The 26,839-nt window shown below is 64.1% G+C and carries 30 protein-coding genes; 8 read left to right on the top strand and 22 right to left on the bottom strand.

Going from position 1 to position 26,839, the window contains the following annotated elements:
* Positions 1-107: 107 nt before the first annotated feature.
* From ACSQ8R_RS03600 to ACSQ8R_RS03565, 8 genes are all read right to left on the bottom strand, one after another.
* Entirely contained in the window at positions 108-1,373 is a 1,266-nt protein-coding gene (locus tag ACSQ8R_RS03600; protein ID WP_436252129.1) for a phage major capsid protein, read from the bottom strand.
* Positions 1,370-1,951 carry an HK97 family phage prohead protease gene (locus tag ACSQ8R_RS03595; RefSeq protein WP_436252128.1) on the bottom strand — a complete coding sequence of 194 codons (582 nt, stop codon included), beginning with the start codon at positions 1,949-1,951 and terminating at the stop codon, positions 1,370-1,372. Before ACSQ8R_RS03595 ends, ACSQ8R_RS03600 begins: the two co-directional genes overlap by 4 nt.
* Before the next feature lie 242 nt (positions 1,952-2,193).
* Positions 2,194-2,526 (bottom strand): DUF6107 family protein, encoded by a 333-nt coding sequence (locus ACSQ8R_RS03590; protein WP_436252127.1) that lies wholly within the window; start codon positions 2,524-2,526, stop codon positions 2,194-2,196.
* 242 nt (positions 2,527-2,768) lie between these two features.
* Positions 2,769-3,074 carry a type II toxin-antitoxin system RelE/ParE family toxin gene (locus ACSQ8R_RS03585; protein WP_436252126.1) on the bottom strand — a complete coding sequence of 102 codons (306 nt, stop codon included), beginning with the start codon at positions 3,072-3,074 and terminating at the stop codon, positions 2,769-2,771.
* On the bottom strand, positions 3,071-3,349 hold the full coding sequence (locus ACSQ8R_RS03580) for a CopG family ribbon-helix-helix protein (RefSeq protein ID WP_436252125.1): 279 nt from the start codon (positions 3,347-3,349) through the stop codon (positions 3,071-3,073). Before ACSQ8R_RS03580 ends, ACSQ8R_RS03585 begins: the two co-directional genes overlap by 4 nt.
* 53 nt (positions 3,350-3,402) lie before the next feature.
* Positions 3,403-4,590 (bottom strand): phage portal protein, encoded by a 1,188-nt coding sequence (locus ACSQ8R_RS03575; protein WP_436252124.1) that lies wholly within the window; start codon positions 4,588-4,590, stop codon positions 3,403-3,405.
* Positions 4,591-4,627: 37 nt separating this feature from the next.
* Positions 4,628-4,942 carry a Dabb family protein gene (locus ACSQ8R_RS03570; RefSeq protein WP_436252123.1) on the bottom strand — a complete coding sequence of 105 codons (315 nt, stop codon included), beginning with the start codon at positions 4,940-4,942 and terminating at the stop codon, positions 4,628-4,630.
* A 60-nt stretch (positions 4,943-5,002) separates the two neighbouring features.
* Positions 5,003-5,611, bottom strand: coding sequence for a hypothetical protein (locus ACSQ8R_RS03565; protein WP_436252122.1), 609 nt, complete (start codon positions 5,609-5,611; stop codon positions 5,003-5,005).
* A 155-nt stretch (positions 5,612-5,766) separates the two neighbouring features.
* On the opposite strand from ACSQ8R_RS03565, the gene ACSQ8R_RS03560 reads away from it, so the two are divergent.
* A complete protein-coding gene (locus tag ACSQ8R_RS03560; protein WP_436252121.1) occupies positions 5,767-5,895 on the top strand; it encodes a hypothetical protein in 129 nt (42 codons plus the stop codon).
* A gap of 28 nt (positions 5,896-5,923) precedes the next feature.
* Here the strand turns inward: ACSQ8R_RS03560 and ACSQ8R_RS03555 are convergent, their stop codons facing one another.
* The 4 genes from ACSQ8R_RS03555 to ACSQ8R_RS03540 all read right to left on the bottom strand — a co-directional run bounded on the left by ACSQ8R_RS03555 (position 5,924) and on the right by ACSQ8R_RS03540 (position 11,225).
* On the bottom strand, positions 5,924-7,144 hold the full coding sequence (locus ACSQ8R_RS03555) for a DNA-packaging protein (RefSeq protein WP_436255366.1): 1,221 nt from the start codon (positions 7,142-7,144) through the stop codon (positions 5,924-5,926).
* A gap of 199 nt (positions 7,145-7,343) precedes the next feature.
* Positions 7,344-8,003 carry a hypothetical protein gene (locus ACSQ8R_RS03550; RefSeq protein WP_436252120.1) on the bottom strand — a complete coding sequence of 220 codons (660 nt, stop codon included), beginning with the start codon at positions 8,001-8,003 and terminating at the stop codon, positions 7,344-7,346.
* 274 nt (positions 8,004-8,277) lie between these two features.
* On the bottom strand, positions 8,278-9,765 hold the full coding sequence (locus tag ACSQ8R_RS03545; RefSeq protein WP_436255365.1) for a protein adenylyltransferase SelO: 1,488 nt from the start codon (positions 9,763-9,765) through the stop codon (positions 8,278-8,280).
* Positions 9,766-9,836: 71 nt separating this feature from the next.
* Entirely contained in the window at positions 9,837-11,225 is a 1,389-nt protein-coding gene (locus ACSQ8R_RS03540) for an MFS transporter (RefSeq protein ID WP_436252119.1), read from the bottom strand.
* Between the two features lie 218 nt (positions 11,226-11,443).
* On the opposite strand from ACSQ8R_RS03540, the gene ACSQ8R_RS03535 reads away from it, so the two are divergent.
* Positions 11,444-12,073, top strand: a complete 630-nt coding sequence (locus tag ACSQ8R_RS03535) for an outer membrane protein (RefSeq protein WP_436252118.1) — start codon at positions 11,444-11,446, stop codon at positions 12,071-12,073.
* Between the two features lie 77 nt (positions 12,074-12,150).
* Here ACSQ8R_RS03535 and ACSQ8R_RS03530 read toward each other — a convergent pair whose 3' ends face one another.
* The 6 genes from ACSQ8R_RS03530 to ACSQ8R_RS03505 form a co-directional block, all read right to left on the bottom strand.
* Positions 12,151-13,281, bottom strand: a complete 1,131-nt coding sequence (locus ACSQ8R_RS03530) for an esterase-like activity of phytase family protein (RefSeq protein WP_436252117.1) — start codon at positions 13,279-13,281, stop codon at positions 12,151-12,153.
* Positions 13,282-13,567: 286 nt separating this feature from the next.
* Positions 13,568-13,768 (bottom strand): heavy-metal-associated domain-containing protein, encoded by a 201-nt coding sequence (locus tag ACSQ8R_RS03525; RefSeq protein ID WP_436252116.1) that lies wholly within the window; start codon positions 13,766-13,768, stop codon positions 13,568-13,570.
* 277 nt (positions 13,769-14,045) lie between these two features.
* Complete coding sequence (gene cueR, locus ACSQ8R_RS03520; RefSeq protein ID WP_436252115.1) at positions 14,046-14,495, bottom strand: Cu(I)-responsive transcriptional regulator; 450 nt, start codon at positions 14,493-14,495, stop codon at positions 14,046-14,048.
* Positions 14,492-16,918, bottom strand: coding sequence for a heavy metal translocating P-type ATPase (locus ACSQ8R_RS03515; protein ID WP_436252114.1), 2,427 nt, complete (start codon positions 16,916-16,918; stop codon positions 14,492-14,494). Before ACSQ8R_RS03515 ends, cueR begins: the two co-directional genes overlap by 4 nt.
* A gap of 99 nt (positions 16,919-17,017) precedes the next feature.
* The gene (locus tag ACSQ8R_RS03510) at positions 17,018-18,130 is read right to left on the bottom strand and encodes a helix-turn-helix transcriptional regulator (RefSeq protein WP_436252113.1); all 1,113 of its coding nucleotides are present in this window, start codon (positions 18,128-18,130) and stop codon (positions 17,018-17,020) included.
* 181 nt (positions 18,131-18,311) lie between these two features.
* On the bottom strand, positions 18,312-18,773 hold the full coding sequence (locus ACSQ8R_RS03505; protein ID WP_436252112.1) for a YcgN family cysteine cluster protein: 462 nt from the start codon (positions 18,771-18,773) through the stop codon (positions 18,312-18,314).
* 185 nt (positions 18,774-18,958) lie between these two features.
* Here ACSQ8R_RS03505 and ACSQ8R_RS03500 point away from each other — a divergent pair, with 185 nt between their 5' ends.
* Positions 18,959-21,172, top strand: a complete 2,214-nt coding sequence (locus tag ACSQ8R_RS03500) for a transglycosylase domain-containing protein (protein ID WP_436252111.1) — start codon at positions 18,959-18,961, stop codon at positions 21,170-21,172.
* Here the strand turns inward: ACSQ8R_RS03500 and ACSQ8R_RS03495 are convergent.
* A complete protein-coding gene (locus tag ACSQ8R_RS03495; RefSeq protein ID WP_436252110.1) occupies positions 21,153-21,632 on the bottom strand; it encodes a hypothetical protein in 480 nt (159 codons plus the stop codon). The genes ACSQ8R_RS03500 and ACSQ8R_RS03495 overlap by 20 nt on opposite strands.
* Before the next feature lie 375 nt (positions 21,633-22,007).
* Here ACSQ8R_RS03495 and ACSQ8R_RS03490 point away from each other — a divergent pair, with 375 nt between their 5' ends.
* Positions 22,008-22,601 (top strand): DUF1214 domain-containing protein, encoded by a 594-nt coding sequence (locus ACSQ8R_RS03490; RefSeq protein WP_436252109.1) that lies wholly within the window; start codon positions 22,008-22,010, stop codon positions 22,599-22,601.
* A gap of 139 nt (positions 22,602-22,740) precedes the next feature.
* On the top strand, positions 22,741-23,286 hold the full coding sequence (locus tag ACSQ8R_RS03485; RefSeq protein ID WP_436252108.1) for a DUF1254 domain-containing protein: 546 nt from the start codon (positions 22,741-22,743) through the stop codon (positions 23,284-23,286).
* Between the two features lie 15 nt (positions 23,287-23,301).
* On the opposite strand, the gene ACSQ8R_RS03480 is transcribed toward ACSQ8R_RS03485, so the two are convergent.
* Positions 23,302-23,478, bottom strand: a complete 177-nt coding sequence (locus ACSQ8R_RS03480; RefSeq protein WP_436252107.1) for a hypothetical protein — start codon at positions 23,476-23,478, stop codon at positions 23,302-23,304.
* 660 nt (positions 23,479-24,138) lie between these two features.
* On the opposite strand from ACSQ8R_RS03480, the gene ACSQ8R_RS03475 reads away from it, so the two are divergent.
* Positions 24,139-25,179, top strand: a complete 1,041-nt coding sequence (locus ACSQ8R_RS03475; RefSeq protein ID WP_436252106.1) for a DUF2336 domain-containing protein — start codon at positions 24,139-24,141, stop codon at positions 25,177-25,179.
* A gap of 18 nt (positions 25,180-25,197) precedes the next feature.
* Here the strand turns inward: ACSQ8R_RS03475 and ACSQ8R_RS03470 are convergent, their stop codons facing one another.
* Complete coding sequence (locus ACSQ8R_RS03470; protein WP_436252105.1) at positions 25,198-25,542, bottom strand: DUF1491 family protein; 345 nt, start codon at positions 25,540-25,542, stop codon at positions 25,198-25,200.
* A gap of 126 nt (positions 25,543-25,668) precedes the next feature.
* Here ACSQ8R_RS03470 and ACSQ8R_RS03465 point away from each other — a divergent pair, with 126 nt between their 5' ends.
* Both ACSQ8R_RS03465 and ACSQ8R_RS03460 read left to right on the top strand, forming a co-directional pair.
* Positions 25,669-26,004, top strand: a complete 336-nt coding sequence (locus ACSQ8R_RS03465) for a GIY-YIG nuclease family protein (protein WP_436252104.1) — start codon at positions 25,669-25,671, stop codon at positions 26,002-26,004.
* A 124-nt stretch (positions 26,005-26,128) separates the two neighbouring features.
* The gene (locus ACSQ8R_RS03460; RefSeq protein WP_007772654.1) at positions 26,129-26,296 is read left to right on the top strand and encodes a Thivi_2564 family membrane protein; all 168 of its coding nucleotides are present in this window, start codon (positions 26,129-26,131) and stop codon (positions 26,294-26,296) included.
* A gap of 49 nt (positions 26,297-26,345) precedes the next feature.
* On the opposite strand, the gene ACSQ8R_RS03455 is transcribed toward ACSQ8R_RS03460, so the two are convergent.
* A complete protein-coding gene (locus tag ACSQ8R_RS03455; protein ID WP_436252103.1) occupies positions 26,346-26,738 on the bottom strand; it encodes a tautomerase family protein in 393 nt (130 codons plus the stop codon).
* Positions 26,739-26,839 lie beyond the last annotated feature (101 nt).

Genomic DNA, 26,839 nt, shown 5'->3' with positions numbered 1-26,839 from the left:
ACGAAGAGAGACAGGAGCAGGGCACGTCCCCTCTCCCCGCCTGCGGGGAGAGGGTTAGGGTGAGGGGCAGCCCGTAGCGCCTGCCCGATAACGAGACGCCGGCCGGCTTACGCCGCCGAAAACTTCACCACCTTGATCGCCTCGAAATTCTGCACCCCACCGCCGACGCGCTTGGTGGTGTAGAAGAGCACATAGGGTTTTGCGGAATAGGGATCGCGCAGGATGCGCACCCCCGCCCGGTCGACGACGAGATAACCGGAACGGAAATCGCCGAACGCGATGGAGAGCGAATTCTCCGCCACGTCGGGCATCTCCTCGGCTTCGGCGATCGGGAAGCCCATCAGCGAGGCCGGCTGGCCGGCAGATGCCGGCGGGTGCCAGAGATAGTTGCCATCGGCATCCTTGAACTTGCGGATATCGCCCTGCGCCTTGCGGTTCATCATGAACGTGCCGTTCTGGCGATGGCCGGCCTTCAGCGCATAGATCAGGTCGATCAGCGTGTCCGAAGGCCCGGTCGACTTCCAGCCGCCAGCCACGCCGGTGGCGATGTGGCCGATATTGCCCCAGCTCCAGGCGCTGTCGGCCACCGTCGGATAGGACAGGAATCCCTTCGGCTTGTTGATGCCGTCGCCGCGGATGAAGGCGTCGCCCTCCTGTTCGGCGAACACGATATCCACCTCGCCGGCGATCCAGGCCTCGATATCAACCGCCGAATCGTCCAGCAGCGACTGCGTGGCGGCCGGCATGGCGTAGAGTTCCATGGTCGGGAAGGAGAGTTCGGCCAGCTGCGGCGTATTGGTCTGCGGCCGCGCCGCGGTCTCCGCCACCCAGCCGGTCGAAAGCCCGGCCGCCGCGAACGGCTTCTTCAAGACGGCGGAGGAGACGGTGCGCACGGTCGATAGCGCCCGCATCGGCGAAACAATAGAGATACGCCGGCCGATTTCGGTGTCCGTTTCCGGGGGCACGAGATAACCGCCGTCGGCACCGGTCCCGCCGGAAAACGCCTTGGCCTCCAGTTCGCGCAGGCCGTTCTCATCGCCGCGCCTGACATAGGCGTCGAAGGCCGCCTTGTGCTCGACAGCCTCGGCCGAAAGCTCCGCATCGCCGCGGCCAAGTTGCGGCCTGGCCTTCTTCAGTACCAGCTGGTCGAGCACCTTCTTCTGGTCGTCGACGGCGCGGTTGATGCGGTCCATCTTGTCGCGGGTCACGACGTCGGCGGTCAGCTTCTGCTCGGTCTCGCCAAGACGGCGGTCGTTGACCTCCTTGAAGGCCTCGAACGCCTCCATGAACTCGTCGAAGGCCGCCGTCACCGTTTCCGGGACGGCCTTCACCTCGGGCGCCACACTTGCCATCGTTCTCGCCTGATCCGTCATATCGTTTTTCCTTTGAAGGTTGATTTCATCATCATCTTCGCCGCCCGCCGCATCTGGCGGACGAGTTCGGTTTCCCTGTCGCGGAAGAACCGCGCATGCTTGACGTTGGAGACCCGGGCCGAAGGCAGCATCGGAAAGGTCACCACCGAGATTTCCCAAAGGTCGGCCTCGATGATTTTGCGCACGCCGGTCTTGGCGTCGGTGCGCGCCTTGACCGTGCGGAAGCCGATCGACAGCCCGTCGAGCGCGCCTGATTTCATCAGCGCCAGCACCTCGCGGGAGCGGGCGACACCGGGCGACAGCATGCCTTCGACATAAAGCCCGCGGGCATCCTCGCGGATCGTCCGCCAGGCGCCGATCGGCTCGGAAGGATCGTGCTGGTAGAGCATCCGCACGCCCGGCGCCCCGCGCTCGACGAGGCAGTTGCGGAAAGCGCCGCGCTCGATCGTATCCTTGCCGAGATCGACCTCGCCGAAGACGCTGGCATAACCGGAAAAAACCCCGTCGCCGGTAATGCCGGCGAGTTCCAGATTGGCGAATTTGCGCGCAGTCGGACGCGGCCCGCGATAAGCGTGCATGGGTGGTCTCCCTAAAATTGAAATGATGTCGCCGGCAAAAGGGTTGAGGCCAGCAGCCCCTCATCCGCCTGCCGGCACCTTCTCCCCGCATGCGGGGAGAAGGACATGCGCCGCACCGTCTTCTCCCAATCTCACCGTTCGTACGAAAACGGAGAGCAAGCCCCTTGCGTCCTTCTCCCCGTCACGACGGGGAGAAGGTGGCGGCAGCCGGATGAGGGGCAAAGCCACAAGCCGGAAGCCCCTTATCCGCCCGCCCTCTTCCCATACCTCTCCGCCACCCGCGCCAGCATGCCCAGCACCCACCAGGCACAGAGACTGGCCGCAGCCGAGCCCGTCAGCATCACCTCGGGGCCGGAAAGCTCCCCGCCGATCCCCAGCCTTTCCACCAGCCAAAGCCCGGTCGGCCCGCCGAAGATCATCCCGCAGCTCAAGCCCGTCAGAAACCGGCTCGCCGCCTCGCGGCGGCTTTTCGGCAAAAGATAGATCAGCGACACGCCGGCCCCCGCCGTGGCACCGGCGATCCTCGCAGCCCACATGCCGGGAAGGACGGCCGGATCGTTTCCGAGGTCAGCCATTTTTAATCTCTCTTGTTTATGATGCACGCATATGGATCGAACGGCGCTGCTGCCATGCAACCGGCCGTTCCGCGCTCGACAAGGGGCGGCGGATCCAGTTTCCATCAATGTTCAGAATCGCTTGAGGCTATCTACTGGGAAGTTGAGTCCGGCACTTCGCAAGTTGAGTGAGTTGCACGAAATGCCTGGAGCGGCCGAACCATCCCCGGACGGCATCATCAGTTTCAAGCCGAGCCGTCCGTCTATTGCCTGTAGATGTCCTCATCTTCATCAGGCCTGTCATCCTGCCTGCCATGCCTGACGATCAGGATCAGCACCCCTTCGGGATCGACTTCGTACTCGACGAGATAGGGCGCAATGACCAGAATCCTGACGCCATTGGAGCCCGGCTTGACCTTGCCCATTTCCGGATGCTGCGCCAGAAGCGCCTGGGCATTCCGCAATTTCCTGCTCAGCTCGCGCACCGCCGGAGCGCTGAACCTAGCCAGATAGATCCGCTCCGACCTGATGTAGTCCGCAGCCATCGTGGAGATGCGGACTTTCTTCATGCGGCATCGGTCCGGGATTTCTCATCCGCAGCATTCAAGCCGTCCAACTCGTCGAGAAGGTCGTCCATATCCATGACCTTTCCGTCACGCACGTCCTGGCGCGCAGCGGCAATTTCCAGAAGCTCGCTTCCTTCCGTGGTCAGGTAGGCTTTCAGCGCCCGCACGATCACCCAGCTGCGGCTGCGATCCGCCGTCTCGGCGATCTTCTCGATGTCCGCGAGAATCTCGACCGGCAGACGCAGGGTGATCGGATCGGAGAGAGTAGGTTTGGCCATGGTCGCCTCCATTTGTAATACCGCGTATTACAAATACACCATACCTTACCCGATTAATACCCCACCGCCTCCCGCTTCTCCTCGTCGCTCAGGAACGCCGCCGCCCCGACCCTCGCCCACAGAGCCTCGCGCTCGGCGGAGAGCCCGGCGATCCGGTCGAGGTCAGGTTCCAGCCGCAGCCGCTCCCCATGGGCCTGGGACAGCCAGGCGGAAAAGCTCGCGGCGGTGCGGGAGATCAGCGGCAGCACGGTGAGGCGATAGAAGGCGCGGTTGGCCTCCTGGTAGTTGGCATAGGTATTGTCGCCGGGAATGCCGATCAGCATCGGCGGCACGCCGAAGGCGAGAGCGATGTCGCGGGCGGCCCCGTTCTTCGCCTCGATGAAATCCATGTCCTTCGGCGACAGGCCCATCGCCTTCCAGTCGAGCCCGCCTTCGAGCAGCAGCGGCCGCCCGGCATTGACTGCCCCGGAATAACCCGCCTCCAGTTCATCCTTCAGCCGCTCGTACTGGTCGGCGGAGAGGTTGCCGCCATCCTTCGGCTGGTAGACCAGCGCGCCGGACGGTCTGGCGGAATTGTCGAGCAACGCCTTGTTCCAGCCCGCCGCCGCATTGTGCAGGTCGAGTGCCGCGCCGGCCGCGCCGAGCGGCGGAAAGCCGCAATGGTCGTCGAGCGGATGAAACAGTTTCAGGTGCAGCAGCGCGATGCCGTCGCTTTCAACCGGCAGCCGTCGCGTGGTGCCGCCGGCGCGGTAATCGTAGCCCGCCACCCAGCCGTCACGCCCCTCGACCACGCTCACCCGGTCGGGCCGCAGCAGATGCAGTTCGCGCAACTCCCCGCCGATCGACAGCGGTTCGACATAGGCATTGCCGGACAGCGCCAGGTGCCCGTAGAGCGCCTCGAAAAAGTCGGGGCCGCCCTGCCGTCCGTTCGGCCGGGCGAGCAGCGCCAGCGCCGGGTGGTCGGCAAGCTCGGTCGCTCCGTCATAGGCAAGCCAGGGAACGGCCGCGGCGGCTTCGGCGATCATCCGCACCGCCCGGTAGGCGACCGGGTTCCTCATGAAGCCTGCCCGCGCCAGCGCCGCATAGGACCGCCCGGACCAATGCGCCGCCGCCTCGCCGGAGACGATCGCAAAACCGGAGGTCATCTTGGTTTCGCTCTTCTGGGTTTCCGTCCTCGGAACTTCGGGCACGCCCTGTCGCCCGCCCGTGGAAAACCACGGGCGCCGGAATGGAGATTTCATTGTGACTTGTCCTTTCGTTCGGGCGCCAAGGCCCGCCTTAGGGAAGCGGCAGGGGCGCCTTCACCGCGCTTTCGCTGTCGAAATCGGCTGCCATGCGGATTTCACGGATTGGCCGGACGATGTCGATCGATGCCTGATAGACCGGATGCGCCTTGTAGGCGGCCAGCGCCGCGGCATCCTCGAACTCGCCGTAAACGACCAGATCGACCTCGTTGCCGAGCTGGTCGCTCTTCACATTGGTGCCGATCTCGAGGATAGACGCATGCGGATTGCCGGTCAGCAAGGAAAGGCCCGCCCGTACCCGCTCGATCTCGCCGGCCTCAGCCGTGAAAAACACGATGTGACGTATCATGGGAACCTCCAGCAATGCGGAGGCCTCGCTATCACGGGCTGCCACGGGCCACAATGCGGCCTATTGCAGCGCCTCGGCAAACCCCCGCGCATGCCGCGCCACGAGTTCCGCCCGGTCGCTGCCGTTGATGATTTTTCGCGCGCCCACCCAGTCCGCCCCAGCCTGCCCGAAATAGTCGCCAAGCTTCCGCCCGGTGAAACTGCCGCGCCGCATGCCCTCGATCAGGATCGCGACCGAGACCGGCATTTCCATCGCCCGGCACGGATCGGCCACCAGGTCGATCCCGGTCACGTTGGACATCGCCTCGTAGTTCCGCCGGTGGGTCAGTTGCACCAGTCCGCGGCCAAGCCAGCTTTTTCCGTCTGCGTCCGGCCGCCAATAGGGCGTCTTCACCGACCCGAGCCGGCCCGCCGCGAAAGCCGCGTCCAGCCGCGCGATCGCGGACCTGTCGCTGGCCGCCAGGGTCTCCCGAACGGGCTGCATGGTGGCGGCCGTCTCGTGAAAGGCGGTCGCCAGGACGTAGGCGAGCGGCGGGTGCTCGTCCTGGCCGCCCCTCTCCCGCCAACCGTCGAGAATCGCCGTCAGCCCCTCCACCTGGCCGGTGACCAGCCGGCCTTTGAAGAGCCTCGTCCGAACGAAATCAAAGAAAGCATGCCGGTTGTGAGCCATGTGGAGCCTACTCCCATACCGCGTCGCAAAGTTTCAATCGGTTTAGAAAAACTAAATCGTTTTAAGACCTTAGGCGGCAGTTTACTTTTTTCTAACGATGTGGAACCAACGGCTCCACACGACGTTCATGTCGGCTTTCTAAACAACAGGAGATCATGACGATGCAGCAGCCCGCACCGGCCGCCCCTTCCAAGCCGATCCCGCAGCATGTCGTCGAGCGGATGGAATCCGAGTGGAGGCAGATTCGCGAAAGCGCCCAGCCGAAGCCGGCCACATCGCGCTGATCATCATCGACCTCGCAGAGAGCCGCGCCTAGATGCCCCGCACCCGCGGCTCCCCGTGACCTTCCAGCATCAGCGCCGTCAGCGCCCAGACCAGCGCGTCGAGCCGGTCGGGCGAACGGCCTGAGGACAGGCCGTCGGGTCCGAAATCGCACATCTGGTCCTCCAGTTCCGCGAACCGCCCGGCATGAGCCACCCGCCCCTGTTCGTAGAGCGCCGCCACCGGTTCGGCGCGCAAAAACTTGCCGCGCGTCGCCCGCACCATCGTCACCGGCAGCGCCGCATCGACGCTTTTCAGCATCGCCGTCACCATCTCGCCGCCCTGGTTCACTTCGGCCACCACCCGGTCCGCCTGGAAGCGCGCATAGGCCCGCGCCACCGCATTCGCCCAACCCGCCGGCGATTTGCCTTCGACCGAACAATCGGCCAGCACCACCGCCCGGCCGCTTGCCTCCAAACCGGCGACGACAATGCCGCAGCAGGAATGTTCGCCCGAACCCGAAGGCGGATCGACGGCGACGACGATGCGCCGCAGCGCACCGGTAAAGCGGATCGTGAAGGCTTCCAGGTCGGCCCGTTTCCACAGCGCGTCCTCGCGGTCCTCGATCAGTTCGCCGGCGAGTTCCTGTCGTCCGAGCCGCGTCCCCCCGTAGCGCGCTTCCAGCGCCGATATGAAACCCGGCGAAAGATTGCCGGCATTGGCCTGGGTCGAAATCCGGACGAGTTGCGTGCCGGGATCGGCGATCAGCCGTTTCAGGATCGGCACCGGGCGGGGCGTCGTCGTCACCAGCTGGCGCGGATCGGCCCCGAGCCGTAGCCCGAACTGCAGCATGTCGAAGGTTTCCTCCGCATGCCGCCACTTGGCGAGTTCGTCGCACCAGGCGAAATGAAACTGCGGCCCGCGCAAACTCTCCGGATCTTCCGAGGAAAAGATCTGCGCGATCGCCCCGTTCGGCCAAACCAGCCGCCGGCGCGAAATCTCGAAAGACGGCCGGTTCCTCCGCGCAATCCGGCAGATGCCGGAAACCCCGTCGATCATCACCTCGCGGGCATCGCCCAGCGTTTCCGCCACCAGCGCGATCCTGAGCTGCGACCGTTTCTCCGCCGAAGCAAGCCCATGGATCCACTCGGCACCGGCCCGCGTCTTGCCCGAGCCGCGCCCGCCCATGATCAACCATGTCCGCCAGTTTCCGGCGGGCGGCCTCTGTTCGCAGCGGCCTTTGATATCCCAATCGCGCTCATGATCCCGCATGAAGCCGGTCAGGGACGTATCGGGCTGCTCGTTCCTCTCTGGAAAGTGCCCGCCTGCAGGAAGAAGACCCTGCGGCTGCGGCAAACCCCCATTGATCTCCCCCTCAAGGGGGGAGATCGGGTTGCCGCACCGCCCGGCGTTCCGTTGCCCGATCGCATCGCTCAAAGCCATGCCTTCCGAAACGGCCGCTTGAGATTCCTCACGAAATTCCGTGACCTGACGCAGATCCCGTCGAAACCCCGCCGCCACCGAGACCGATTTGCCCGCCGTCTTTTCCAGAGCCCGCCGCGAAGTCCGCTGGCTCGGGTACCACGCGTCCAAATCTCTCCAAAACGGCGGGTGGCGGCCCATCCCGCTTCCATGCTTCGTAAAGCCGATAGGCATTTTCATTGGCGCGATCCTCGATCATTTTCATGAAGCGGGCTTTCGCCTCCTCATAGCCGCTCTCGTCCGCATCGCGCTCGGCGGCCTCGTCGCGGTCGCGGGCGAGCTGGCGCTGCAGGCTGTCGACTTTTTCGAGGGTGCGGACGATCAGCGACATGGCGTCGGTCGCCGCCTTCACGTCGGCGCGCGCCAGTTTCTGCGCAGCGTCGTCGCCATTTTCGAGCGCCGCCTCCGCCGAGGTACGCATCCGCCGGAAGGTCGAAAACTGATCGCGCATCTCGACCGTCATCTCGTTCAGGAGACGCCGCAGTTCCTCGCCGGGAGAGAATGCGTCCTCGGCCGACTTGATCTCCAGCAGCACGCCGCGCACCGCATCGACCAATGCCGAATCGTCCATCGCGACCGTGTCGCCATAGACAGGCGCCTCCGCCCAGAGCCCGAAAAGCGCCGGATCGAACGTCTCGAATTCATCCATTTCGGTTATCCCCGGGGCCGAATTGAAGGCCAAAAATTCGGCGCGGAAAATCCCGCCGCGCCGTTTCCGGTCGCCGCGCGTCCCCGCCGCCGATTTTCGAGATAAAAAAGGCCCGGCTTCTGAGACCGGGCCAGTTTGACTGGAAGTCTTGCCACCGGCCGCCCGAAGGCTGATTGCCGGCGCAATTCTTCGACTATGCCTAAACCCTATCAAACAACCGTCACGCCGTCAAGGACTATTTTCCTAATTAGCAAAAATTAATTTACAGGCGGAATCACGTCCCGCAGAACGTCTGCGTCACCCGTTCCTCCGGCTTCGGGGGCTGCGTGTAACCTTCGAATTCCGGCCGGTCCTCGTAAGGCTTTTCCAGTGCCTCCAGCAATCGTTCGAAGAAACCGAAATCGCCATAGTTGGCAGCCGAAAGGGCCTCCTGGACCTTGTGATTGCGGGGAATGACCGCCGGATTGACCGCGCGCAGTCGGGCAGCCGTTTCGCCGGCCGGCCGTGCCTCCGTGGCCAGCCGCCCGCGCCAGTCGGCAAGCCAGGCCTGAGCCTTGTCGGGATCGGCAAAACCGCCCAGGAACGCCGCGTCCCTGCCCTCCGCCGCATCGGCGAGCCGCCGAAAGGCCAGCGTGAAGTCGGCCTGCCCTTCGTGCATGGCCGCCAGCAGCGCCTGGATCAGCTCGCCATCGCCGTCGGCCTCGGTCGCAAGACCGATCTTTGCCCGAAAAACGCCGATCCACTCCTGCTGGAACCGTTCGCCGAACGCCTTCAGCACCGCGTTTGCCGCTTCCACGGCCTTCTCCTCATCCTCGTCGAGCAGCGGCAGCAGGCATTCCGCCAGCCGCGCGATGTTCCACTGGCCGATGCCCGGCTGGTTGCGATAGGCATAGCGGCCGCCCTGGTCAATCGACGAAAACACCTTCATCGGGTCGTACTCGTCGAGGAAGGCGCAGGGCCCGAAATCGATCGTCTCGCCGGAAATCGTCATGTTGTCGGTGTTCATCACCCCATGAATGAAACCGACGCCCAGCCAGCGGGCGATCAGCTCCGCCTGCCGCGCAGCGACGCCCTGCAGCAGCGCCAGATAAGGATTTTCCGCCGTTTTCAGCCCGGGGTAATGCCGCTCGATCACGTAATCGGCGAGCAGTTTTACCCCGTCATTGTCGCCGCGGGCGGCAAAGAACTGGAAGGTGCCGATCCGTACGTGGCTTGCCGCCACCCGCACGAATACCGCGCCCTGCTCCACCGTCTCGCGATAGACCTGTTCGCCGGTCGCGACAGCCGCCAAGGCCCGTGTCGCCGGCACGCCGAGCGCGTTCATCGCCTCGGACACGATATATTCGCGCAGCACCGGCCCGAGCGCCGCACGCCCGTCGCCACGGCGGGAATACGGGGTCGGCCCCGCCCCTTTCAGCTGGATGTCGCGGCGGATGCCGTTGCGGTCGACGACCTCGCCCAGCAAGATCGCCCGTCCGTCGCCGAGCTGCGGCACGAAATTGCCGAACTGGTGGCCGGCATAGGCCATCGCGATCGGCATGGCGCCGGGCGGCACGACATTGCCGGCAAGGACCGCCGCCAGCCGGGCGGGATCGGAAAAATCCGCCTCGACGCCCAGCTCCGCCGCCAGTTCCGCGTTGAATTTCAGAAGCTTCGGCCCCTCTACCGGCTCCGGATAGACCGATGCGAAAAACCTGTCCGGCAGGCGGGCATAGGAGTTGTCGAACTGGAACACGGGAAGGACTCCTCTGGCCGACCGGATGCGGCGACCTTTTCTTCAAATATGGGAAATCTGTCCCGCCGAACAAGCGAAATGCGTTTTTGTTGCGCCTCTCAAGGCTTGGCGAGCCGCACGCCGAAACCGAGGACGAAGGTCATGAGGGCGCCAGCCGCGGCGGTCCCGTAGAGCCACAGAGCCGGGCCGGCGGCCTCGCCGTTTTCCAGCGCCGAAACCAGGCCGGTCGATCCCGCGATCATGCCGGCGATCCCCGCCCCGATCGCATATCCCGCGGTCGAAATCGTCGGCAGCAAGGCACTTGCAAGATCACGCTCCTGCCTTGCTGCCGCTTCCATCGCCGCCTGGTTGACGCTTGCCCAGGCGACGCCGAAGCCCGTACCGATCGCCACCTGGCCCGCCAGCAGCAGCAGGAGCGAACCGCTCGCGAACGCGGCGGCGAGGAACAGGAAACCGGCCAGTTGAAACAACGCGCCGGCGCGCATCCACCGATGCCTCGGCCCAAGCGCCGTGACCCTGCTCGCGACCACCGCGACGGCACTCCAGGAGAGCGCCATGGTCACCACCAGATAGCCGACCACGGCCGGCCGGAAACCGAAGACGGCATCGATCATCAGCGCCAGGTAAACGCTGCCGACGGAGTGGCTCGCGGACATCAGGAACAGCACCCAGAACCCGTGTCCCAGCACCGATCCCAGCCGGAAGGCGCCGTCCGGGAACAGTTTCGGCCCGATCCGGCCGTCGAGCCTCAGTGCGGGCAGGAACAGGCCAACGCCTGCCACGACCGCCATCGCCTGCATCGCGCCTCCGGTCGCCACCGAGGAGAGCGACAGGACGAACGATGCCGCCAGGCAGAGCGAAATGGTGGCGACGGACAGCGGCACCGGCGCCGCCTCGGTCACTCTGACCTTCGCGGTCAGCGCAAAGACGGCGAGCAGAGCCACGAAGGGCGCGACGGCCAGAAAAGACGCCCGCCAGGAATAGGCCTCGGTCAGAAGCCCGCCCGCCAAAGGCCCGGCGATCGCCGCCACCGCCCAGACGATCGCCTCCACCGCAAACACCTTCGCGATCAGGGCGGAGGGAAAGTTGGCCGGGATGAGGCTGTAGCAGATCGCCACGATCAGCCCGTCGGCAATCCCCTGCAGCAGGCGCCCGGCCATGATCCAGGAAAACGCCGGCGCCGAAAGCGCGAGCAGCCCGCCAGCCGCGAAGATCGCCGCGGAAAGAAGCAGAATAAAGCGCGCACCGAACCGGTCGCGCATTGCCGCAGCCCCCGTGCCGCCGGCGATCGAGCCCAGGAAATAGAGCGTATAGGCCCAGCTGAAATAACCCGCGCCGCCGATCTCCCTTGCCGCCGGCGGCAGGGCCGCGACGATTGCGAACTGGTTGAAGGCATGCAGCCCGATCCCCGCCGAAATCAGCCCCAGCATCGCTCCTTCGCGGCCCTTGAGAAGCCTCGACCAGCCCACATTAATGTCCTGCAACACGCCCCGCCCCTTTTCCTGTTTTCAGTTCCTGTTTTCAGTCCCGGGGACGCTACAACCTCAAGCATGATTGAGGTCAAGGGAAAAGCCAAAAATTTAAATCACGCTTTTTCAGTATCTTAAGTCGTAATTGCAGATTTTTTCCCTTGTTGTATTTTAGCTACAGCTTTCCAAGCAAATCGCACTATTTGCGTTTTGCCAATCAATCGGAGGGAATATCCATGAAGGCTCTTTTCATTCTTGCAGCGTCGGCCGCCATGACCGCCTCTTCCGTTGCTTACGCAGCCGACGCCGTCGAGCAGATTCCGCAAGCGCCGCAAGCCGTCGAAATGCCGGTCGTGTTCTCCTGGAACGGTCCCTATATCGGCGCCCATACGGGGTATGCCTGGGGCAACGGCGATGGCGCCGGCGGCGGATCGGACGATTTCGACGGCTGGAGGCTTGGTGGCTTCGTCGGCTATAACTGGCAGTTCTCCAGCGGTTTCGTGGCCGGTATCGAAGGCGACGTCAACTACGACTGGAACGAGAACAGCTATGCCGGCGGCATCGATATCGATACCGGCTTCTCCGGTTCGGTTCGCGGCCGCGTCGGTTATGCCATGGACCGGGCGTTGATCTTCGCGGCAGCCGGCTGGACGGCCACCACCGCCCATATCGACGGCGGCGGCTTTGACGACGACGACATGCTCAACGGCTGGACCGTCGGAGCCGGCGTCGACTACGCGTTCACCGACAATGTCTTCGGCCGCCTCGAATACCGCTACAACGACTTCGGCAACGGCAGCCTTGCCGGCGCCGATTTCGACTTCAACCAGCATGTCATCAACGTCGGCATCGGCGTGAAGTTCTAGGCCGCGGCCTCGAGATCTGTTTCAATGCTCCACCTTGTGAAAAGGTGGAGCAAGATCTTGAGGGTCGGCCTGCTTCCTCAGGGGCGTCTCAGCACCTTGAAGGCGATGAACTGTGTCTTCTGTTCCTTTGAGAAATTATTGTCGGAGGCGAAGACCAAGAGGTCGCTGCCGTCGGTGCCCTTGGCGAAGGTAACGGCCTCGATATTGTCCGACTTCAAGCCGATCGCCTGCATGTCGAGCACCTGGGCCTTGCGCACGGGCACGATGCCCGCATCGGCATTGGCGAGCGAAGGGATGGCCGAGACATCGGTCGCGCCCTCGGTATCGACCATGAAGACCTTGATCGAATTGCCGAACCCTTGCGCGAAACCGCGCTCGACCACCAGAAGACGGTGGTCGTCCAGCCCTAGGATTTCCGAGGCGCCGTTGTCGTTATAGCCTTTTTCGACGGTCGGCGCCTGAGGTATCGGCGCGATCGGATAGACATATTCGGCTTGTCGCTTGCCGGTCGCCGCGTCGTAGCGGATCATCCGGGCGAGCGTACCGCGGCCAAGCCCCGAGATCGGTCCGTCCTGGAACAGCGCCGATTCGACCTCCACCATCAGGTCGCCGCCGGGCAGCGTTGCAAGCCCCTCGAAGGCGAGGTTGTCGCGGATGCCGGCGGATTTATCGGCGGTCGGCAGAAACGCCTTGGGAAGCTCGAACTCGCGCAGGAACGCGCCGTCCAGGCTGGCGACACGGACGAAGGGCGGCAGGAGCTGCTTCACGTCGCCCTCGCTCGACCAGTAGATGCCGTCCTTGGCAAGCCGGATCGATTCCGGATCGACGCTCTTGGCTGCAAAAGCCTCGCCGTTCCTGTCCTTCAGGGTCACCGTCTTCACCACTTTCACATCGGTGATGCCGGCGGCGGTGGCCTCGATCGAAAGCTCGTAGAAACGGGCCGGCGCCCGTTCGGAACGGTCGTCGGAAATGGCGATGTATCGATTGCGGACCGGATCGTAGTCGATACCGGACAGACCGCCGAACTCGACGCCGTCGAACAACGTGCCGGTCGGGATCGTATATTCGCCGGCGAAGGAAAGCTCGATGGCCGCCTTGCAATCGCCGAACGGGCAAGGCGTGGTCACCGTCACGCCGGGCTCCGCGGCCTGGGCTGCGGTCGAAAACAGAATGGCAAGGGCGGCGGTTGAAAACAGCGCTTTGAGCATGGGGACGTCCGGCAATTCGAGGGCGGGTGAAAAAACAGCAGGCCAGCCCCACGAATGAAAGCCAGTCCAGGAGCCACCTCTTGTCTGCCATGCGAATTTTGCGGACGTGTAACGTTTGCCCGTCAGAATGTTGAATTTTTCATGACGGGTGCAGAGCAGGGCCGCGACATTGCTCCGCTGAGGCACGAGAAGCCTCGAACGGGAAGATGTTGTCGGTGGGCTTAGCTCGGAAAAAGCTCGTTGCAGCGACGAGCGAAATTGGCGACCAGACTCGGGTCTTTCTTGGCTAAGCCCCGATATGCTCCGGCGAATAGCCCGCCTCGCGGATCGCGTCTTCGGCCTTCGCCGCATCCCCTTCGATCGTCACTTTCTTGGCGGCGAGATCTATCGCCACCACGGCACCCGGCAGGGCTTCCGCCAGCGCGCCGCGCACGGTCTTTTCGCAATGGCCGCAGGTCATGTCCGGCACGGTGAAAATCGCAGTCATCAGAATCTCCTTGTTCGGTGTGCGTATGTGTTCTGCACCTTCCCACGGGGGGAAGGTCAAGCCCGACTCAGGCATGTCAGACGCGTGGGAATTGCCCCTCATCCGCCTGCCGGCACCTTCTCCCCGTCCCGACGGGGAGAAGGACGCAAGTGGCATGCTCCCAGGCTCATCTTGCAACCTCGATAATGGGCAAGCCGGCGCGGCATATGTCCTTCTCCCCGTTTTTCACGGGGAGAAGGTGCCGGCAGGCGGATGAGGGGCATCGCGCCGAAATACATCAGGCATTCTGTTTCGTCTTCCTTTTCATCGCCGGGGCTGCAGTCCTCTCGTCCATCTCCCCGTCTCCCGCCAGGTCGTCGAGGATCGGGCAGTTGGGGCGGTTGTCGCCGCCGCAGCAATGGGCGAGGTGTTTCAGCGTCTTCACCATGCCCTGCATCTCGGCGATGCGCCGTTCGAGGTCGCCGATATGGGCGGTCGCCACCTCCTTGACGGCGGCGCTTTCGCGGCTCTTGTCCTGCCAGAGTTTCAACAGCGTCTCGGTCTCCTCGAGCGAGAAGCCGAGATTGCGGGCGCGTTTGATGAAGCGCAGGATATGCACCTCCTCGTCGCCATAGACCCGGTAATTGTTGCCGGTGCGGCCCATCGGGCGGATCAGGCCGATCTCCTCGTAATAGCGGATCATCTTGGCCGAAACGCCGGACGCGCTGGAGGCCTCGCCGATATTCATCTGGCTTCTCCCACTTTCGCGGTCTTCAGCCTGAGCGCATTGCCGAGCACGAAGACGCTCGACAGCGCCATGGCGCCTGCGGCGATCATCGGCGACAGCAGCCAGCCGAAGGCCGGGTAAAGCACGCCGGCCGCCACCGGGATCAGCGCCACGTTGTAGCCGAAGGCCCAGAACAGGTTCTGCTTGATATTGGTCATGGTGGCGCGGCTGATAGTGATCGCCGAGACGGCTCCCGAAAGCTCGCCGCCGACCAGCACCACGTCGGCGCTCTCGATCGCCACATCCGTGCCGGTGCCGATGGCGAGGCCGATATCGGCCTCGGCCAGCGCCGGCGCGTCGTTGATGCCGTCGCCGACGAAGGCGAGCCTTTTACCGCCGGCCCGCATCTCGTGGATCGCCTTCACCTTGCCCTCCGGCAGGACCTCGGCCACGACGTTGGCAATGCCGACCTGACGGCCGATGGCTTCGGCGGTGCGGCGGTTGTCTCCGGTCACCATGGCCACTTCGACACCCATCGCCTGCAGCGCCTTGATCGCCTCGCGGCTTGACGGCTTTAGCGGATCGGCAACCGCGATGGTTGCAGCCAGCCTGCCGTCAATCGCGGCATAAAGCGGCGTCTTGCCTTCGTCGCCGAGCCGGGCCGCGGCTTCGGCAAAGGCCTGAACCGAGAGCCCCAGCTTTTCCATGTACCGGTCGGCGCCCACCGAAACCCTGCGGCCATCCACCTCCGCCTCGATGCCGTAGCCCGTCACCGACGCGAAGTTTTCCGCCTTGGGGACGACCAGCCCCCTGGCTTCGGCGGCCTTGACGATCGCCTCGGCGATCGGATGTTCCGACTGCGCCTCGACGCTTGCGACCAGCGCCAGCACCTCCTCCTGGCCAAAACCGTCCGCCGTCACCAGGTCGGTCAGCTCCGGCCGGCCCTTGGTGACGGTGCCGGTCTTGTCGACCACGACAAGTTGCACATTGCGCAATTCCTGCAGCGCCTCGCCCTTGCGGAACAGGACGCCGAGTTCGGCCGCGCGGCCGCCGCCGACGACGATCGAGGTCGGCACCGCAAGCCCCATGGCGCAGGGGCAGGCGATGATCAGCACGGCGACCGCATTGACCAGGGCATGGGTCAGCGCCGGTTCGGGGCCGAGAAAGAACCAGACGGCGAAGGTGAGAACGGCCAGCGCGATCACCGCCGGCACGAACCAGGCGGTCACCCGGTCGACCAGCGTCTGGATCGGCAGTTTCGAGCCCTGCGCCTGTTCGACCATGCGGATGATCTGCGCCAGCATCGTGTCGCGGCCAACCTTGTCGGCCCGGAACCGGAAGGCGCCGGTCTTGTTGATCGTACCGCCGACCACGGTCGCGCCGACCGCCTTTGCGACCGGCAACGGCTCGCCCGAGATCATCGATTCGTCGATATTCGAGGAACCGTCGATGACCGTGCCATCGACCGGAATGCGCTCGCCCGGCCGGATCACCAGCACGTCGCCCGCGACCACCTGCTCTGTCGGAATATCCAGCACCTTGCCGTCGCGCTCGACGCGGGCGGTCTTGGCCTGCAGCCGGCTGAGCTTCTCGATCGCCTCGCCGGTGCGGCCCGTGGCGCGCGCTTCAAGCAACCGGCCGAACAGGATCAGCGTGACGATCACGGTCGCCGCCTCGTAATAGACGAAACGGGCGCTTTCCGGCAGCAGGTCCGGAGCGAAGGTCGTCACCAGCGAATAACCGTAGGCGGAGAGCACGCCGACGGCGACCAGCGAGTTCATCTCCGGCGCACCACGCAACAGCGCCGGCAGGCCGATCCGCAGGAAGCGGAAGCCCGGACCGAAGACCACCACGGTCGCCAGCGCGAAATAGATGTAATAGAGGTTCTGCGTCTCGATCACGCCCATCAGCCAGTGATGGAACGGATCGTAGGCGTGGCTTGCCATTTCCAGCACGAAGAGCGGCAAGGTCAGCACGAAGGCGATGGCGAGATCGCGCTTCAGCACGCCCTCCTCGCCCTGGTGCATATGCATGTGGTCATGCCCGCCGGCATGGTCGGCGGGGTCATGCCCCATGGCGGCGTGGTCCATGTGGTCGTGGGCCTGCGGCCCGGAATGACGATGGTCGTGGTGATGCGCGTGCCCGGCATGCGCCATCGGCACCACGGGCGGCAGCATTCCCGCCTCGCGCAGCGCATAGTCCATGGCACCCGGCGAGATCTCGTAACCAACCTTCCGGATCGCCTTTTCGAGATCCTCCGGCGAGAACCCTTCCGCCGATTCCACGGTCAGCTTCCTGGTCGCGAAATTGACGGCACTTTTGTCGATACCGGGCACTTTTGCCGCAGCATTTTCGACGCGGCGCACGCACGACGCGCAGGTCATGCCCTCGACGGGAACGGTGAAGGGCTCTGCCTTGTGGATCGGTTTGACGGTCTGGTTCATGGGAGGGACCTCGCTTTCCCGCCCTATGTGGAGCTTCCCATCATGGGAAGGTCAAGGGGGGGGTGAAATCGATTTCTCTTGAGGCGATCCCAAGAGGCCCTAGACGTCCTGCTGACCGCCGCCAAAGCTTGGCGCATTCAGCCCCGAAAGCAGCAGCACCAGTTCCGCCTGGCGGGTGGTGCCGGTCTTCAGCATGATCTTCTTCAGGTGAGAGCGGGCGGTTTCCAGCGAAATGCCGAGGGCTGCGGCGGCCATTTCCGGTGTCTGGGCCATGGCGATACCGCGCGCCACGCGGGCTTCGGCGGGGGTGAGGTCGAAGAGGCCGCAGAGCACCCGCATGTCCGGCGGGCCGACCTGCCCGACCTGGGTGACGGCCAGTACCGCCATCGAACGGGAGAAGATGTCGCGGGCGGCGCGGCGGATCGGCAGAAGATGCAGGATCAGCGGCGGCGTGCCGTCGCGCGCCGGCATCGGCAGCGACTGGACGGTCGGGGAAGCCTGCACCTTGTAGCGCTCGATCGCCTCGTCCAGCAGGGCGTTGGCGCCCGTCCCTTCCAGCACCAGCCGGTCGCCGGCGCCGGCCCGGATGCGGGGGGTGAGCGCCTCCATTTCCGGGTTCATGGCCACCGCCTGACCGCCGTCGCCGATGACCGCCGCCGGCAGGCCGAGCAGCGACAGCGTCTCCGTCATCGAACGCGCTTCGGTGAAAGCGAGCCGCGACGACATGTAGGCGGCCCGGGCAATATCCGGTTTCAGGAGATCCAGGCGCGCCAGCTGTTCGTCGGAAAAATGCGCCAGGCCCCTGGCGAGCATCATGCTGACGACGACGATATGGCCGGTCGGTTCCTGAAAGGCCCAGCCGGCTTCCCACTCCATGCCGTAGGGCAGCAGGAACTTCCGGCGGATCACGTCTTCCTCGAACTCCTCGCTGCTCATGATGTCGATTTCGCGCGCGAAGGAGAAGGGGGACCGCTCCATCCCGCGCATCGGGCGGATATTGGTGAACCTGTGCTCGCTCTTGACGAACGCGGCAAAGGCGTCCGCAATGTTCGGCGTCGTCACGTAACGATGGTTGCCGTTGCCGTCGATGGTGAAGATGGAGGCGGTGCTGGACCCGGCTTCCAGAGCCAGTCTCTCGCAAGTCTCCGTCCATAGCTCCGGGACCAGGGCTGCCTCGTAGAGGCGGTCTGCGAGCGTGCCTTCTGCACTCATGGGGATGCCATCGGGATGAATTGGGACTGAAACTTGAGTATCACAGTAATCTTAGCACTTCTGCAAGCCGGGGCCTACTGGTAGAATTACCTGGAACTTGGATCGTTCACTTTAACTTATGTTATTGGCAAGTAATAAACTTGTGTTTCGAGCGACTTCCCGCGGGATCCTCGCTCCCGGCCTAACGTTCCTCGCCCACCGTCAGGGGCCAGTCGACCACATAGTCCTCGAAATCCTCCACATCGACGTCGTTTTCGCTGACCGTGCGGCCGCGGGCGGAGATGCCGGCCTGGTGCACGGTATCGGGATCGCCCGATACCAGCGGATGCCACCAGTAGAGGTCCTCGCCGTCGCGGACGAGGCGATAACCGCAGGTCGGCGGCAGCCAGGCGATCTCGTTGACGGTCGTCGGGGTGAGCTGGATACAGTCCGGCACGGTCGCCTGGCGGTGCTGGTAGTCCTTGCACCGACAGCTCTCCCCGTCGAGCAGACGGCAGGCGACGGAGGTGAAGACGACGTCGCCCGAATCCCAGTCCTCGAGCTTGTTGAGACAACAGAGCCCGCAACCGTCGCACAGGCTTTCCCATTCACTTTGGGTGAGCTGGTCGAGCTGTTTGGTTTTCCAGAAAAGTTCGTCGGTCATCGTCGGTATCACATTTGCGGCAGGGCGGAACAAATCCCCGCATCTGCATTTTACCTGTTGCGATTTTGATATCGCGCATCAACCATTTGTCAGCTAAAGCTGATTAACGGTGAGAGGCTAAAGCTCTTGATCCCTTGAAGGGACCGCGTCAAGCACATCTCATCGAAAGGGCGGGGAATTCCAAGGTGCAGGACGAGCCAAAGTCATCGGACGACCGGCCGCGCAAAAAGCGCCACCTGCTGCTGCGCATCGATTCCTGGATCGATTCCACCGTTTGGAATCTCGGTTTCCGGCTTGCCGAAATCTGGGAGGAGATCACCATCTTCTTCCGCCGTTTTCGCGTTCGCGGCTGGAAGCGCATCGGCTTCGAACTCGCCGGCGAGGCGATGACATTGGGCACCGCCGGTTTCGTGCTGCTCTTGGCGCTTGCCCAGCCTGCCTTCGAGGAAACCCACGAGGACTGGCGCAACCGCGGCGATTTCGCCGTCACCTTCCTCGACCGCTACGGCAGCGTCATCGGCCATCGCGGCATCATCCATGAAGATTCGGTGCCGATCGACGAATTGCCGGACCACCTGATCAAGGCGGTGCTGGCGACCGAGGACCGGCGCTTCTTCGACCATTTCGGCATCGACTTCTTCGGCCTTGCCCGCGCCATGAGCGAAAACGCCAAGGCCGGCGGCGTCGTGCAGGGCGGCTCGACGCTCACCCAGCAGCTCGCCAAGAACCTGTTCCTCACCAACGAGAGGTCGATCGAGCGCAAGATCAAGGAAGCCTTCCTGTCGCTGTGGCTCGAAGCCAATCTCTCCAAGAAGGAGATCCTGTCGCTCTATCTCGACCGCGCCTATATGGGCGGCGGCACGTTCGGGGCGGCGGCGGCGGCACAGTTCTATTTCGGCAAGAACATCACGGAAGTAAACCTCGCCGAAAGCGCCATGCTGGCCGGCCTGTTCAAGGCGCCTGCCAAATATGCGCCGCATGTCAACCTTCCGGCCGCCCGCGCCCGCGCCAACGAGGTGCTTTCCAACCTCGTGCAGAGCGGGCTGATGACCGAAGGCCAGGTGATCGCCGCCCGTCGCAGCCCGGCGACCGTCATCGACCGCGCCAACGCCAAGGCGCCGGACTATTTCCTCGACTGGGCCTTCGACGAAGTGCAGCGGCTGGCACAGGCCGGCAAGTTCCGCGAGCATTCGGTCGTGGTGCGCACGACGATCGACATGGGCCTGCAGCAGGCCTCGGAATCGGCGATGGAATCGAGCCTTCGCGAATATGGCGACAGCTTCAAGGTGAAGCAGGGCGCGCTTGTGATGATCGAGAACGGTGGCGCCGTGCGCGCCATGGTCGGCGGCCGCGACTATGGCGAAAGCCAGTTCAACCGCGCCGCCAAGGCGCTGCGCCAGCCGGGTTCGTCCTTCAAGCTCTATACCTATTCGGCGGCGATGGAGAACGGCTTCAAGCCGGAATCGACGATCTCCGACGCGCCGATCACCTGGAACGGCTGGTCGCCGCAGAATTACGGCCGGTCGTACAAGGGCAAGGTGACGCTGCTGTCGGCCATGGCGCAGTCGCTCAATACCGTGCCGGTCAGGCTCGCCAAGGACTATCTGGGCACCGACGTGATCGTGAATACCGCCAAGGCCTTCGGCGTCGAGACGCCGCTGCGCAAGGACAAGACCATCCCGCTCGGCACTTCGGAAATGACCGTGCTCGACCAGGCGACCGGTTACGCCGTGATGCCGGCCGGCGGCATGGAATCGCGCCGCCACGGCATCGAGCAGGTCCTCGGCTACGGCGGCGACGTGCTCTACGACTTCAACCGCGACGAACCGCCGGCGAAGCGCGTGCTTTCCGAGCAGGCGACATCGTCGATGAACCGTATCCTGTCGCAGATCCCGGTGATCGGCACGGCCCGCAAGGCAGCGCTCGACGGCGGCATCGTCACGGCCGGCAAGACCGGCACGTCGCAGAGCTATCGCGACGCCTGGTTCATCGGGTTCACTGGCAACTACACCACCGCGGTCTGGTTCGGCAACGACGACTTCACCTCGATGAACAACATGACCGGCGGCTCGCTGCCGGCCGCGACGTTCAAGACGGTGATGGACTATGCCCATCAGGGCATCGAGCTGCGCGCCATTCCCGGCATCGACAATCCGCTGCCGACCGGCGACCACAAGGGCAACGCCGTCGCCAAGAAGAAGGATGGCACCACCGATACCGGATTGCAGGCGCTCATCCGCCCGCGTTCCCTGTCGGCCGAATCCACCCGGCTGCTGCGGCAGATCGCCGGAAAGCTGAAAGAGGCGGGCCGGTTGGGGCCTGCGACCGCCAAGGTTGCCGACCAGACCACGACGGGATCGGTCGCCGAGGTAACGCCCGTCAGTTCCAGAACCCCCTGAACCCCTGGCTTCCGAGTTTGCCGCGCACGGTCGCGGCGACGCAGAGCGCGGTCACGCCTTCGTGCAGGCCACCCCGGGTCAGCTTGCCGAAGGCGATCCGATCCCGCTCCGACAGGCCGCCGCCTGCCTGCGAGAGCCAGGTGCTGAACTCCGCGCTGCGTTCGGCCTGCCCCACCTCCTGGCCCATCAGCTCGAAAAAGCGGATATAGCTGTCGACCGCGAGGTTCTTGACCGGCGGACTCGTCCAGCCTTCCCGCGCCGGGTGGGGAAGGCAGATCTCGATACCGTCGACGATGGCGCGACGCGCCTCCGTCGGCTGGCTTTCGGTCAGCGTCATGAAGTCGAGGGAAATGTCCTGCGGGGTCGAAGGCCCCGGCGCGGGTTTCAGGTGATAGTAGGCTCCCGAAAATCCGGCAGCCACCGCCATCAATGCACCGGTCGCCATCATCCATGTTCTCATCGTCTCTGCTCCGGAACGTCGTCGCAGACACGGTAGTCAAGGAATGAACCGGACAACGTCTTGCCGGTTTTTAGTCACAGGAACCGCGCGCAACAACCTTATCAAAAGGTTAACCCCGGGATCGATCCTGTGTGGGAATGGCACGCAAAGGCCTTGCCTGACCGATCCCGGCACAGGCGGCGGGCTCCTCGCCATCCATCCGGGGGGAGTAGGCGGAAGGGAGACGGGCGATTCCCGGAGGACAGACGGGGAGCGATTCGCTCCGCGCCGGAAGCCATGGGACGAGCGTGCCGGAAAGACACAGCCCACCCATTCCTTCGCAATAGAATCAATGGTAACCCTCTGGCATAGCTGTCCGAGGGCCAAAGCAAACCCGTGTTCCGTGTTCCCTTCCTCATCGCGATCGCGCTCACCATCGCCTTCGGCGGCGGGATATGGTCCACCCTGGTGGCCCTGGACGCCACGATCGGTTTCGGTGCGATCAAGCTCGGCTCGTGGGAAGCCTTTCCGGACGCGCAGACCGCGCAGGCGGACCCTTACGCGAAATCGCACCGGGCCAGTGCCGGCAAGCTCATCTACGCGAGCGCCGAGGGCCTTGCCTTCATCGCTTCGGTCGATCAGGCCGGCGAGCGCCTGACCGGAAACTGTTCCTATCGCCTCACCGGCCACACGCCGCCGGCGCGTTTCTGGACGCTGTTTGCCGCAGCCCCCGGTGCCGCCCCGCCCTCGGCGCAATCCGACCTGCCGACCGCGCTCAATTCCCGCATCGTGCTGCGCAACAGCGACAGCGACGGCGGTTTCGACATCGCGATTTCCGCAACCGCCAAGCCCGGCAACTGGCTGGCCGTCTCGACGCCCGGCGTGTTCCGGCTGACGCTGACGCTGTTCGATACGCCGACGGCCGGCAGTTCCGGGCTGATCGACCTCACCATGCCGCGTATCGAGAAGACCGGGTGCGGCAATGTCTAGAAGCCTTGGATTCGGAAGCCCCCGGTTCAGACGCCTGAGGTTTAGACGTCCGGGCTCCAGAGGTTGGGGGCTGGGGTCCAGGGATCTTGGGTCCCGGAAGGCCGGATCCCGCGGATTTGCGCTGAAGGTCCTGCTGGCGGTGGCGACCGGCCTCGTCGGTGCGGCGCTCCTGCACCTGATCATCGTGCTGGCGCTGCCCGATTTCAGCGAGCGCGACGCCTATACGCGGGTCCTGGCGGAAGGCGAGATCTACCGTTTCTATCGGCTGGGGGAAAAGCCGGACCGGGCCGGGCTTGCCAAGGACGATCCGTTCGTCGATGCGGCGGTCTGCGCCTTCGACATCTCGGAGGGGCCGGTGAGGCTGACGGCCGCCAATGGCGGCGTGCCCTTCTGGTCGCTCGGCGTCTACGACCAATCGTCCAACGAAGTGTTCAGCATCAATGACCGGACGTCGGCCGGCGGGGTGCTGGATGTGGTGATCGCATCGCCGATGCAACTGACGGCATTGCGCAAGGCGCTGCCGCAGGCGGTTTCCCAATCGATCCTGGTGGAAGCGCGGGAGACGGAGGGATATGTGGTCTTGAGAAGTCTCGTCCCGCAACCAAGCTTTGCGGGTATCGTGTCGCAATTCCTGAACCAGGCCACCTGCGCACCCTTCGAATGGCGCTCCCGAAGCCGGTTCTGATCCGTTATGTGCCGACTATTCGGCGCGAACCGCGTGGTTTTCCGCGTTGCGGTCGCCAAAATCCTCGAACCGTTCGTATCGGACGCCGGTGAACAGCAGAACCTGTCCGGCGTTCTCGCTTTCGCCGATCCTGATCTGCGGCCGGCGCTGATTGTCGCTGCGCCATCTGTTCAATACTACGATCTCTGCCATGCTCGTCTCCGTTTAAGGAATTCGAGACGGATGAAGACGGACCGATCTCACCCTGCCCTCTCCAAGGGCCTGACGCTTCCCGGACAAGTCCGGGCATCCGCGCCTTTCTCGCCTGTGCGCCTTGTTCGAAAGCGCAACGACATTTCCGCTTGAACGGCCGGTTCCGCCTGAACCGGCCGTTATCGAGATGGCCACAGGAACGCGATGGCCAACCGGAACCTGAAAACCCGGCAAAACACACGCCGGTTACTACCTGAATTCAGCCAGACGACCGTTAACAATGTCTTACTGCTAATATAGCACTTGCTACCGGTGCATGTCTGTTGTCCGCCGCTAGAACGCAGGAGCGCCTGTTTGGTTCACGGCCCTTGCGGGCATCGACCGGAGCCGCGATCCCATGCCCGAAACACCGAAACTGCAAGAAATGACAGACGTATCAAAACGACCCATTTTCACAGACCGTTAACCCTCCAAGAGTTAGCATCCGGTTAAACCAAGGCGACCCCATTCTGCAGCTGTTCTCACAGCTGCGTGAGCGGACGGCGCGCCACCGGGAGTTTCCCAGGCAAGGTACGATGAGAACGCCAGGCGAGCTTTTCCGGCACACCTGATCGGCGTTCGGCACTCCGGATTTGTTTTGCGTAGATTGCGAGTTTGCCAGTGACGAATGAATTTCGAGACCTTGAAAGGCCCCGGGCCATGCGTAAGAAGGATGTGGTGCTGATGGCCACCGTGACGAGCTTCGAAAGTCTTCCGTACCCTTCGCGGTCGGAGCTTCGACAGTTCGCCGAGCTCTTCGCCCCCCTGTTTTCCGCATCGTCCGAAGAGGCCCGCCGCGATGCGGTGGCCGCCCTCTCCCAATGCAAGAACATTCCGCCGGCTGTCGCCTTCTTCATCGCCAGCCAGCCGATCGCCGTCGCAGCACCGTTCCTCACCGCCTCGACCTGCCTTTCCGACGATGCGCTGATCGCCATCGCCCGCACGCAAGGGGAAGCGCATGCCCGCGCCATCGTGCGCCGCGAGGCGCTGTCGCCGACCGTGATCGACGCGCTGGTCGGGCTGCGCCACGACCGCACGAAGCGCAGCGACGCGCCTGAAAACCTCGAGGCGCTGCTGCCGCCGAGGCCGACGCCGGAAATGATCGACGAGGCCGAACGCAACGCTCGCGAGGAACTCCTGCGCAGCCGCATCAAGGCGCTCGCCGGCCATGTCGCGCGGCCGGCCGACGACCGGCTGGGTTTGCGCAATCTGTCGGCGATCCAGGAGGCGCTACTCGTGCGTTTCGCCCGCAACCGGGAGACCGGCCTGTTCGCGACCGTGCTTGCCGATACGCTGTCCGCCAGCCACTGGCTTGCGGAACGGATCATGCTCGACATTTCCGGCCAGCAGCTCGCCACGACGCTGAAGGGCCTGGCGATGGAAACGGAGGATGCGCTGTTCATCCTGCAGCGTCTCTACGACCATCTGGGCGTAGCGCAGGACGGGGCGACCCGAGCCGCCGCACTTTGGGATGCGCTCGACGAGGACGAATGCGGCAAACGCGTCGAGGCCTGGCGGCGCGCCGACAGCTATACCTATGCGGAACCGCAACACCAGCCGATGTTTGCCGACAACCGCGCGGAGGACAGCCGCCAGCCGCGGGTGATCCGCACCACCGCCAGCGCCCGCAAGCCGCTCAACGGCCTCTACCGGGTGCGCTGACGGTCATAGCGCGGCCGGTCAGGCAGGCTTCACCACCTCGAAGAGGTCGGCGACGTCGTTGATCTCCAGTTCCAGCAGCCAGAGATCCGGATCGAAGCGCAGTTCGCGCGACAGCATCTCGCGGATCGCCTCCGGCTCGGCCCGTTCCGCCCTCACCTCGAATTTACGCCCGCCATCGTCCTCCTCGCCGAAGAAGTTCTGCGGGGCCGGCGCATAGAGCGTTTCCAGCCCATCGCGAAAACGCTGGCGGATGAAGATGGCGCCCGCCTCCTCCGCCCCCTTTTTCTCGACGGCTGCAAAACCGCCAAGTCCGAAGACGCGGCGGATCATGGCGGAGACGACGAGTTCGGATTTCAGGCGCATGACCCGTCTTAGGGCGCTTCGTGGTCGAGTGCAAATTCGCGCTCGCGCAATTTTACCCGGATATAACTATTGCCATAATATTACCCGGATGATATTGGCTGCACCTCCCTTAAAGAAGGCACGGACATGAACATCATCGACAGGAAGGCGGCGATCTCCGCCTACAAGGAACGCAAGGCTCCGGCCGGCATCTACGCGATCCGTTTCGCGCCCATGGGGCAGCGGTGGATCGGCCGGACGGGCGACCTCGACAAGATCCAGAACCGCGTGTGGTTCACGCTGCGGCACGGCAGCCATCAGAACAAGACCCTGCAGGCGGCCTGGAACGCCAACCGGCCGGAGGATTTCGCGATCGAGCGGCTGGAGGAGATCGACGAGGCGCTGACCGGCTACCTGCGCGACCGGACGCTGAAGGACCGCCACCTCCACTGGGCATGGGAACTCGGTGCCGACGCGATCTGAGCCCGTCACTCGGAAGTCCCTGAGAAGAAACGGGAAATCGCGCGCTGCACCCTTTCCTTTCAGCAAGCGCACCATAATTACCCATCAGTGCCGTTCGGCACTGTCATGAAAAGGAGTTTGGGGCTTGGCTACTTCCGCATTGATCAGCATCCTGATCACCTTCCTGGTGATTGTCCTGGTTCTCTATCTCGTCGCCCGCCTGCCGATCGACGGCCGCGCGAAACAGATCGCGCAGATCATCATCATCATCATCGGCATCATTTCGCTGCTGAAATATCTGGCGGTTTTCTGAGGGAGATGCGCCCGGCCACGCCGGGCGCCAACCCTCCGGCGTATCGCGATCACGCCACCAATGCCTGGCTGCGGCGATATTCCTGGGTCACGCCGTCGAAACCCCAGGCATCCGCTTCCACTTCCCGGACGATGACATAGGTCGCCGGCGGCATCTCGCCGAGGCTTTCCTTCAAGAGCGCATCCATCGCCCGGATGAAGCGCTCCTTCTCCTCTGCGGTGTTGGTGCCGAGCGTGACGTTGGCCTCGACATGCGCGGCAACCTCCAGTGGTTCGCCTCCGACGGTCCAGCCTGCCAGATCGACCTCCTCGACGAGAACCGCGGTGACCTCGCGGCGCTTGCGCATGATCGTATTCATCAGCGTTGTCGTTTCCTGCTGCAGCCTCTGCCTTGCCTGCGGCTTGATGCTCCTGCCGGCGATGATGACGTGAACGAATGGCATGGATTTTCTCCTTTTCGAGCCGGGTTGACGACTGCATGATCCATCGGCACAATTGTTTTGAAAATCGCGAAGTTCAAAACCGATACTTTTGCGGAACTCAA

Source organism: Neorhizobium sp. LjRoot104, assembly GCF_964253725.1.
Lineage (GTDB): Bacteria > Pseudomonadota > Alphaproteobacteria > Rhizobiales > Rhizobiaceae > Neorhizobium.
This window is presented reverse-complemented; position numbering and strand designations above follow the sequence as displayed.

Bases quoted from the DNA above. Each gene is read 5' to 3' on its own strand.
- ACSQ8R_RS03560 (WP_436252121.1), top strand. From the start codon at position 5,767: ATGACGATGCAGCAGCCCGCACCGGCCGCCCCTTCCAAGCCGATCCCG.
- ACSQ8R_RS03535 (WP_436252118.1), top strand. From the start codon at position 11,444: ATGAAGGCTCTTTTCATTCTTGCAGCGTCGGCCGCCATGACCGCCTCT.
- ACSQ8R_RS03595 (WP_436252128.1), bottom strand. From the start codon at position 1,951: ATGCACGCTTATCGCGGGCCGCGTCCGACTGCGCGCAAATTCGCCAAT.
- ACSQ8R_RS03470 (WP_436252105.1), bottom strand. From the start codon at position 25,542: ATGCGCCTGAAATCCGAACTCGTCGTCTCCGCCATGATCCGCCGCGTC.
- ACSQ8R_RS03495 (WP_436252110.1), bottom strand. From the start codon at position 21,632: ATGAGAACATGGATGATGGCGACCGGTGCATTGATGGCGGTGGCTGCC.
- ACSQ8R_RS03555 (WP_436255366.1), bottom strand. From the start codon at position 7,144: ATGCGGGATCATGAGCGCGATTGGGATATCAAAGGCCGCTGCGAACAG.
- ACSQ8R_RS03600 (WP_436252129.1), bottom strand. From the start codon at position 1,373: ATGACGGATCAGGCGAGAACGATGGCAAGTGTGGCGCCCGAGGTGAAG.
- ACSQ8R_RS03550 (WP_436252120.1), bottom strand. From the start codon at position 8,003: ATGGATGAATTCGAGACGTTCGATCCGGCGCTTTTCGGGCTCTGGGCG.
- ACSQ8R_RS03455 (WP_436252103.1), bottom strand. From the start codon at position 26,738: ATGCCATTCGTTCACGTCATCATCGCCGGCAGGAGCATCAAGCCGCAG.
- ACSQ8R_RS03580 (WP_436252125.1), bottom strand. From the start codon at position 3,349: ATGGCCAAACCTACTCTCTCCGATCCGATCACCCTGCGTCTGCCGGTC.
- ACSQ8R_RS03525 (WP_436252116.1), bottom strand. From the start codon at position 13,768: ATGACTGCGATTTTCACCGTGCCGGACATGACCTGCGGCCATTGCGAA.
- ACSQ8R_RS03480 (WP_436252107.1), bottom strand. From the start codon at position 23,478: ATGGCAGAGATCGTAGTATTGAACAGATGGCGCAGCGACAATCAGCGC.
- ACSQ8R_RS03510 (WP_436252113.1), bottom strand. From the start codon at position 18,130: ATGAGTGCAGAAGGCACGCTCGCAGACCGCCTCTACGAGGCAGCCCTG.
- ACSQ8R_RS03530 (WP_436252117.1), bottom strand. From the start codon at position 13,281: ATGCTCAAAGCGCTGTTTTCAACCGCCGCCCTTGCCATTCTGTTTTCG.
- ACSQ8R_RS03515 (WP_436252114.1), bottom strand. From the start codon at position 16,918: ATGAACCAGACCGTCAAACCGATCCACAAGGCAGAGCCCTTCACCGTT.
- cueR (WP_436252115.1), bottom strand. From the start codon at position 14,495: ATGAATATCGGCGAGGCCTCCAGCGCGTCCGGCGTTTCGGCCAAGATG.
- ACSQ8R_RS03575 (WP_436252124.1), bottom strand. From the start codon at position 4,590: ATGAAATCTCCATTCCGGCGCCCGTGGTTTTCCACGGGCGGGCGACAG.
- ACSQ8R_RS03570 (WP_436252123.1), bottom strand. From the start codon at position 4,942: ATGATACGTCACATCGTGTTTTTCACGGCTGAGGCCGGCGAGATCGAG.
- ACSQ8R_RS03565 (WP_436252122.1), bottom strand. From the start codon at position 5,611: ATGGCTCACAACCGGCATGCTTTCTTTGATTTCGTTCGGACGAGGCTC.
- ACSQ8R_RS03585 (WP_436252126.1), bottom strand. From the start codon at position 3,074: ATGAAGAAAGTCCGCATCTCCACGATGGCTGCGGACTACATCAGGTCG.
- ACSQ8R_RS03505 (WP_436252112.1), bottom strand. From the start codon at position 18,773: ATGACCGACGAACTTTTCTGGAAAACCAAACAGCTCGACCAGCTCACC.
- ACSQ8R_RS03590 (WP_436252127.1), bottom strand. From the start codon at position 2,526: ATGGCTGACCTCGGAAACGATCCGGCCGTCCTTCCCGGCATGTGGGCT.
- ACSQ8R_RS03465 (WP_436252104.1), top strand. From the start codon at position 25,669: ATGAACATCATCGACAGGAAGGCGGCGATCTCCGCCTACAAGGAACGC.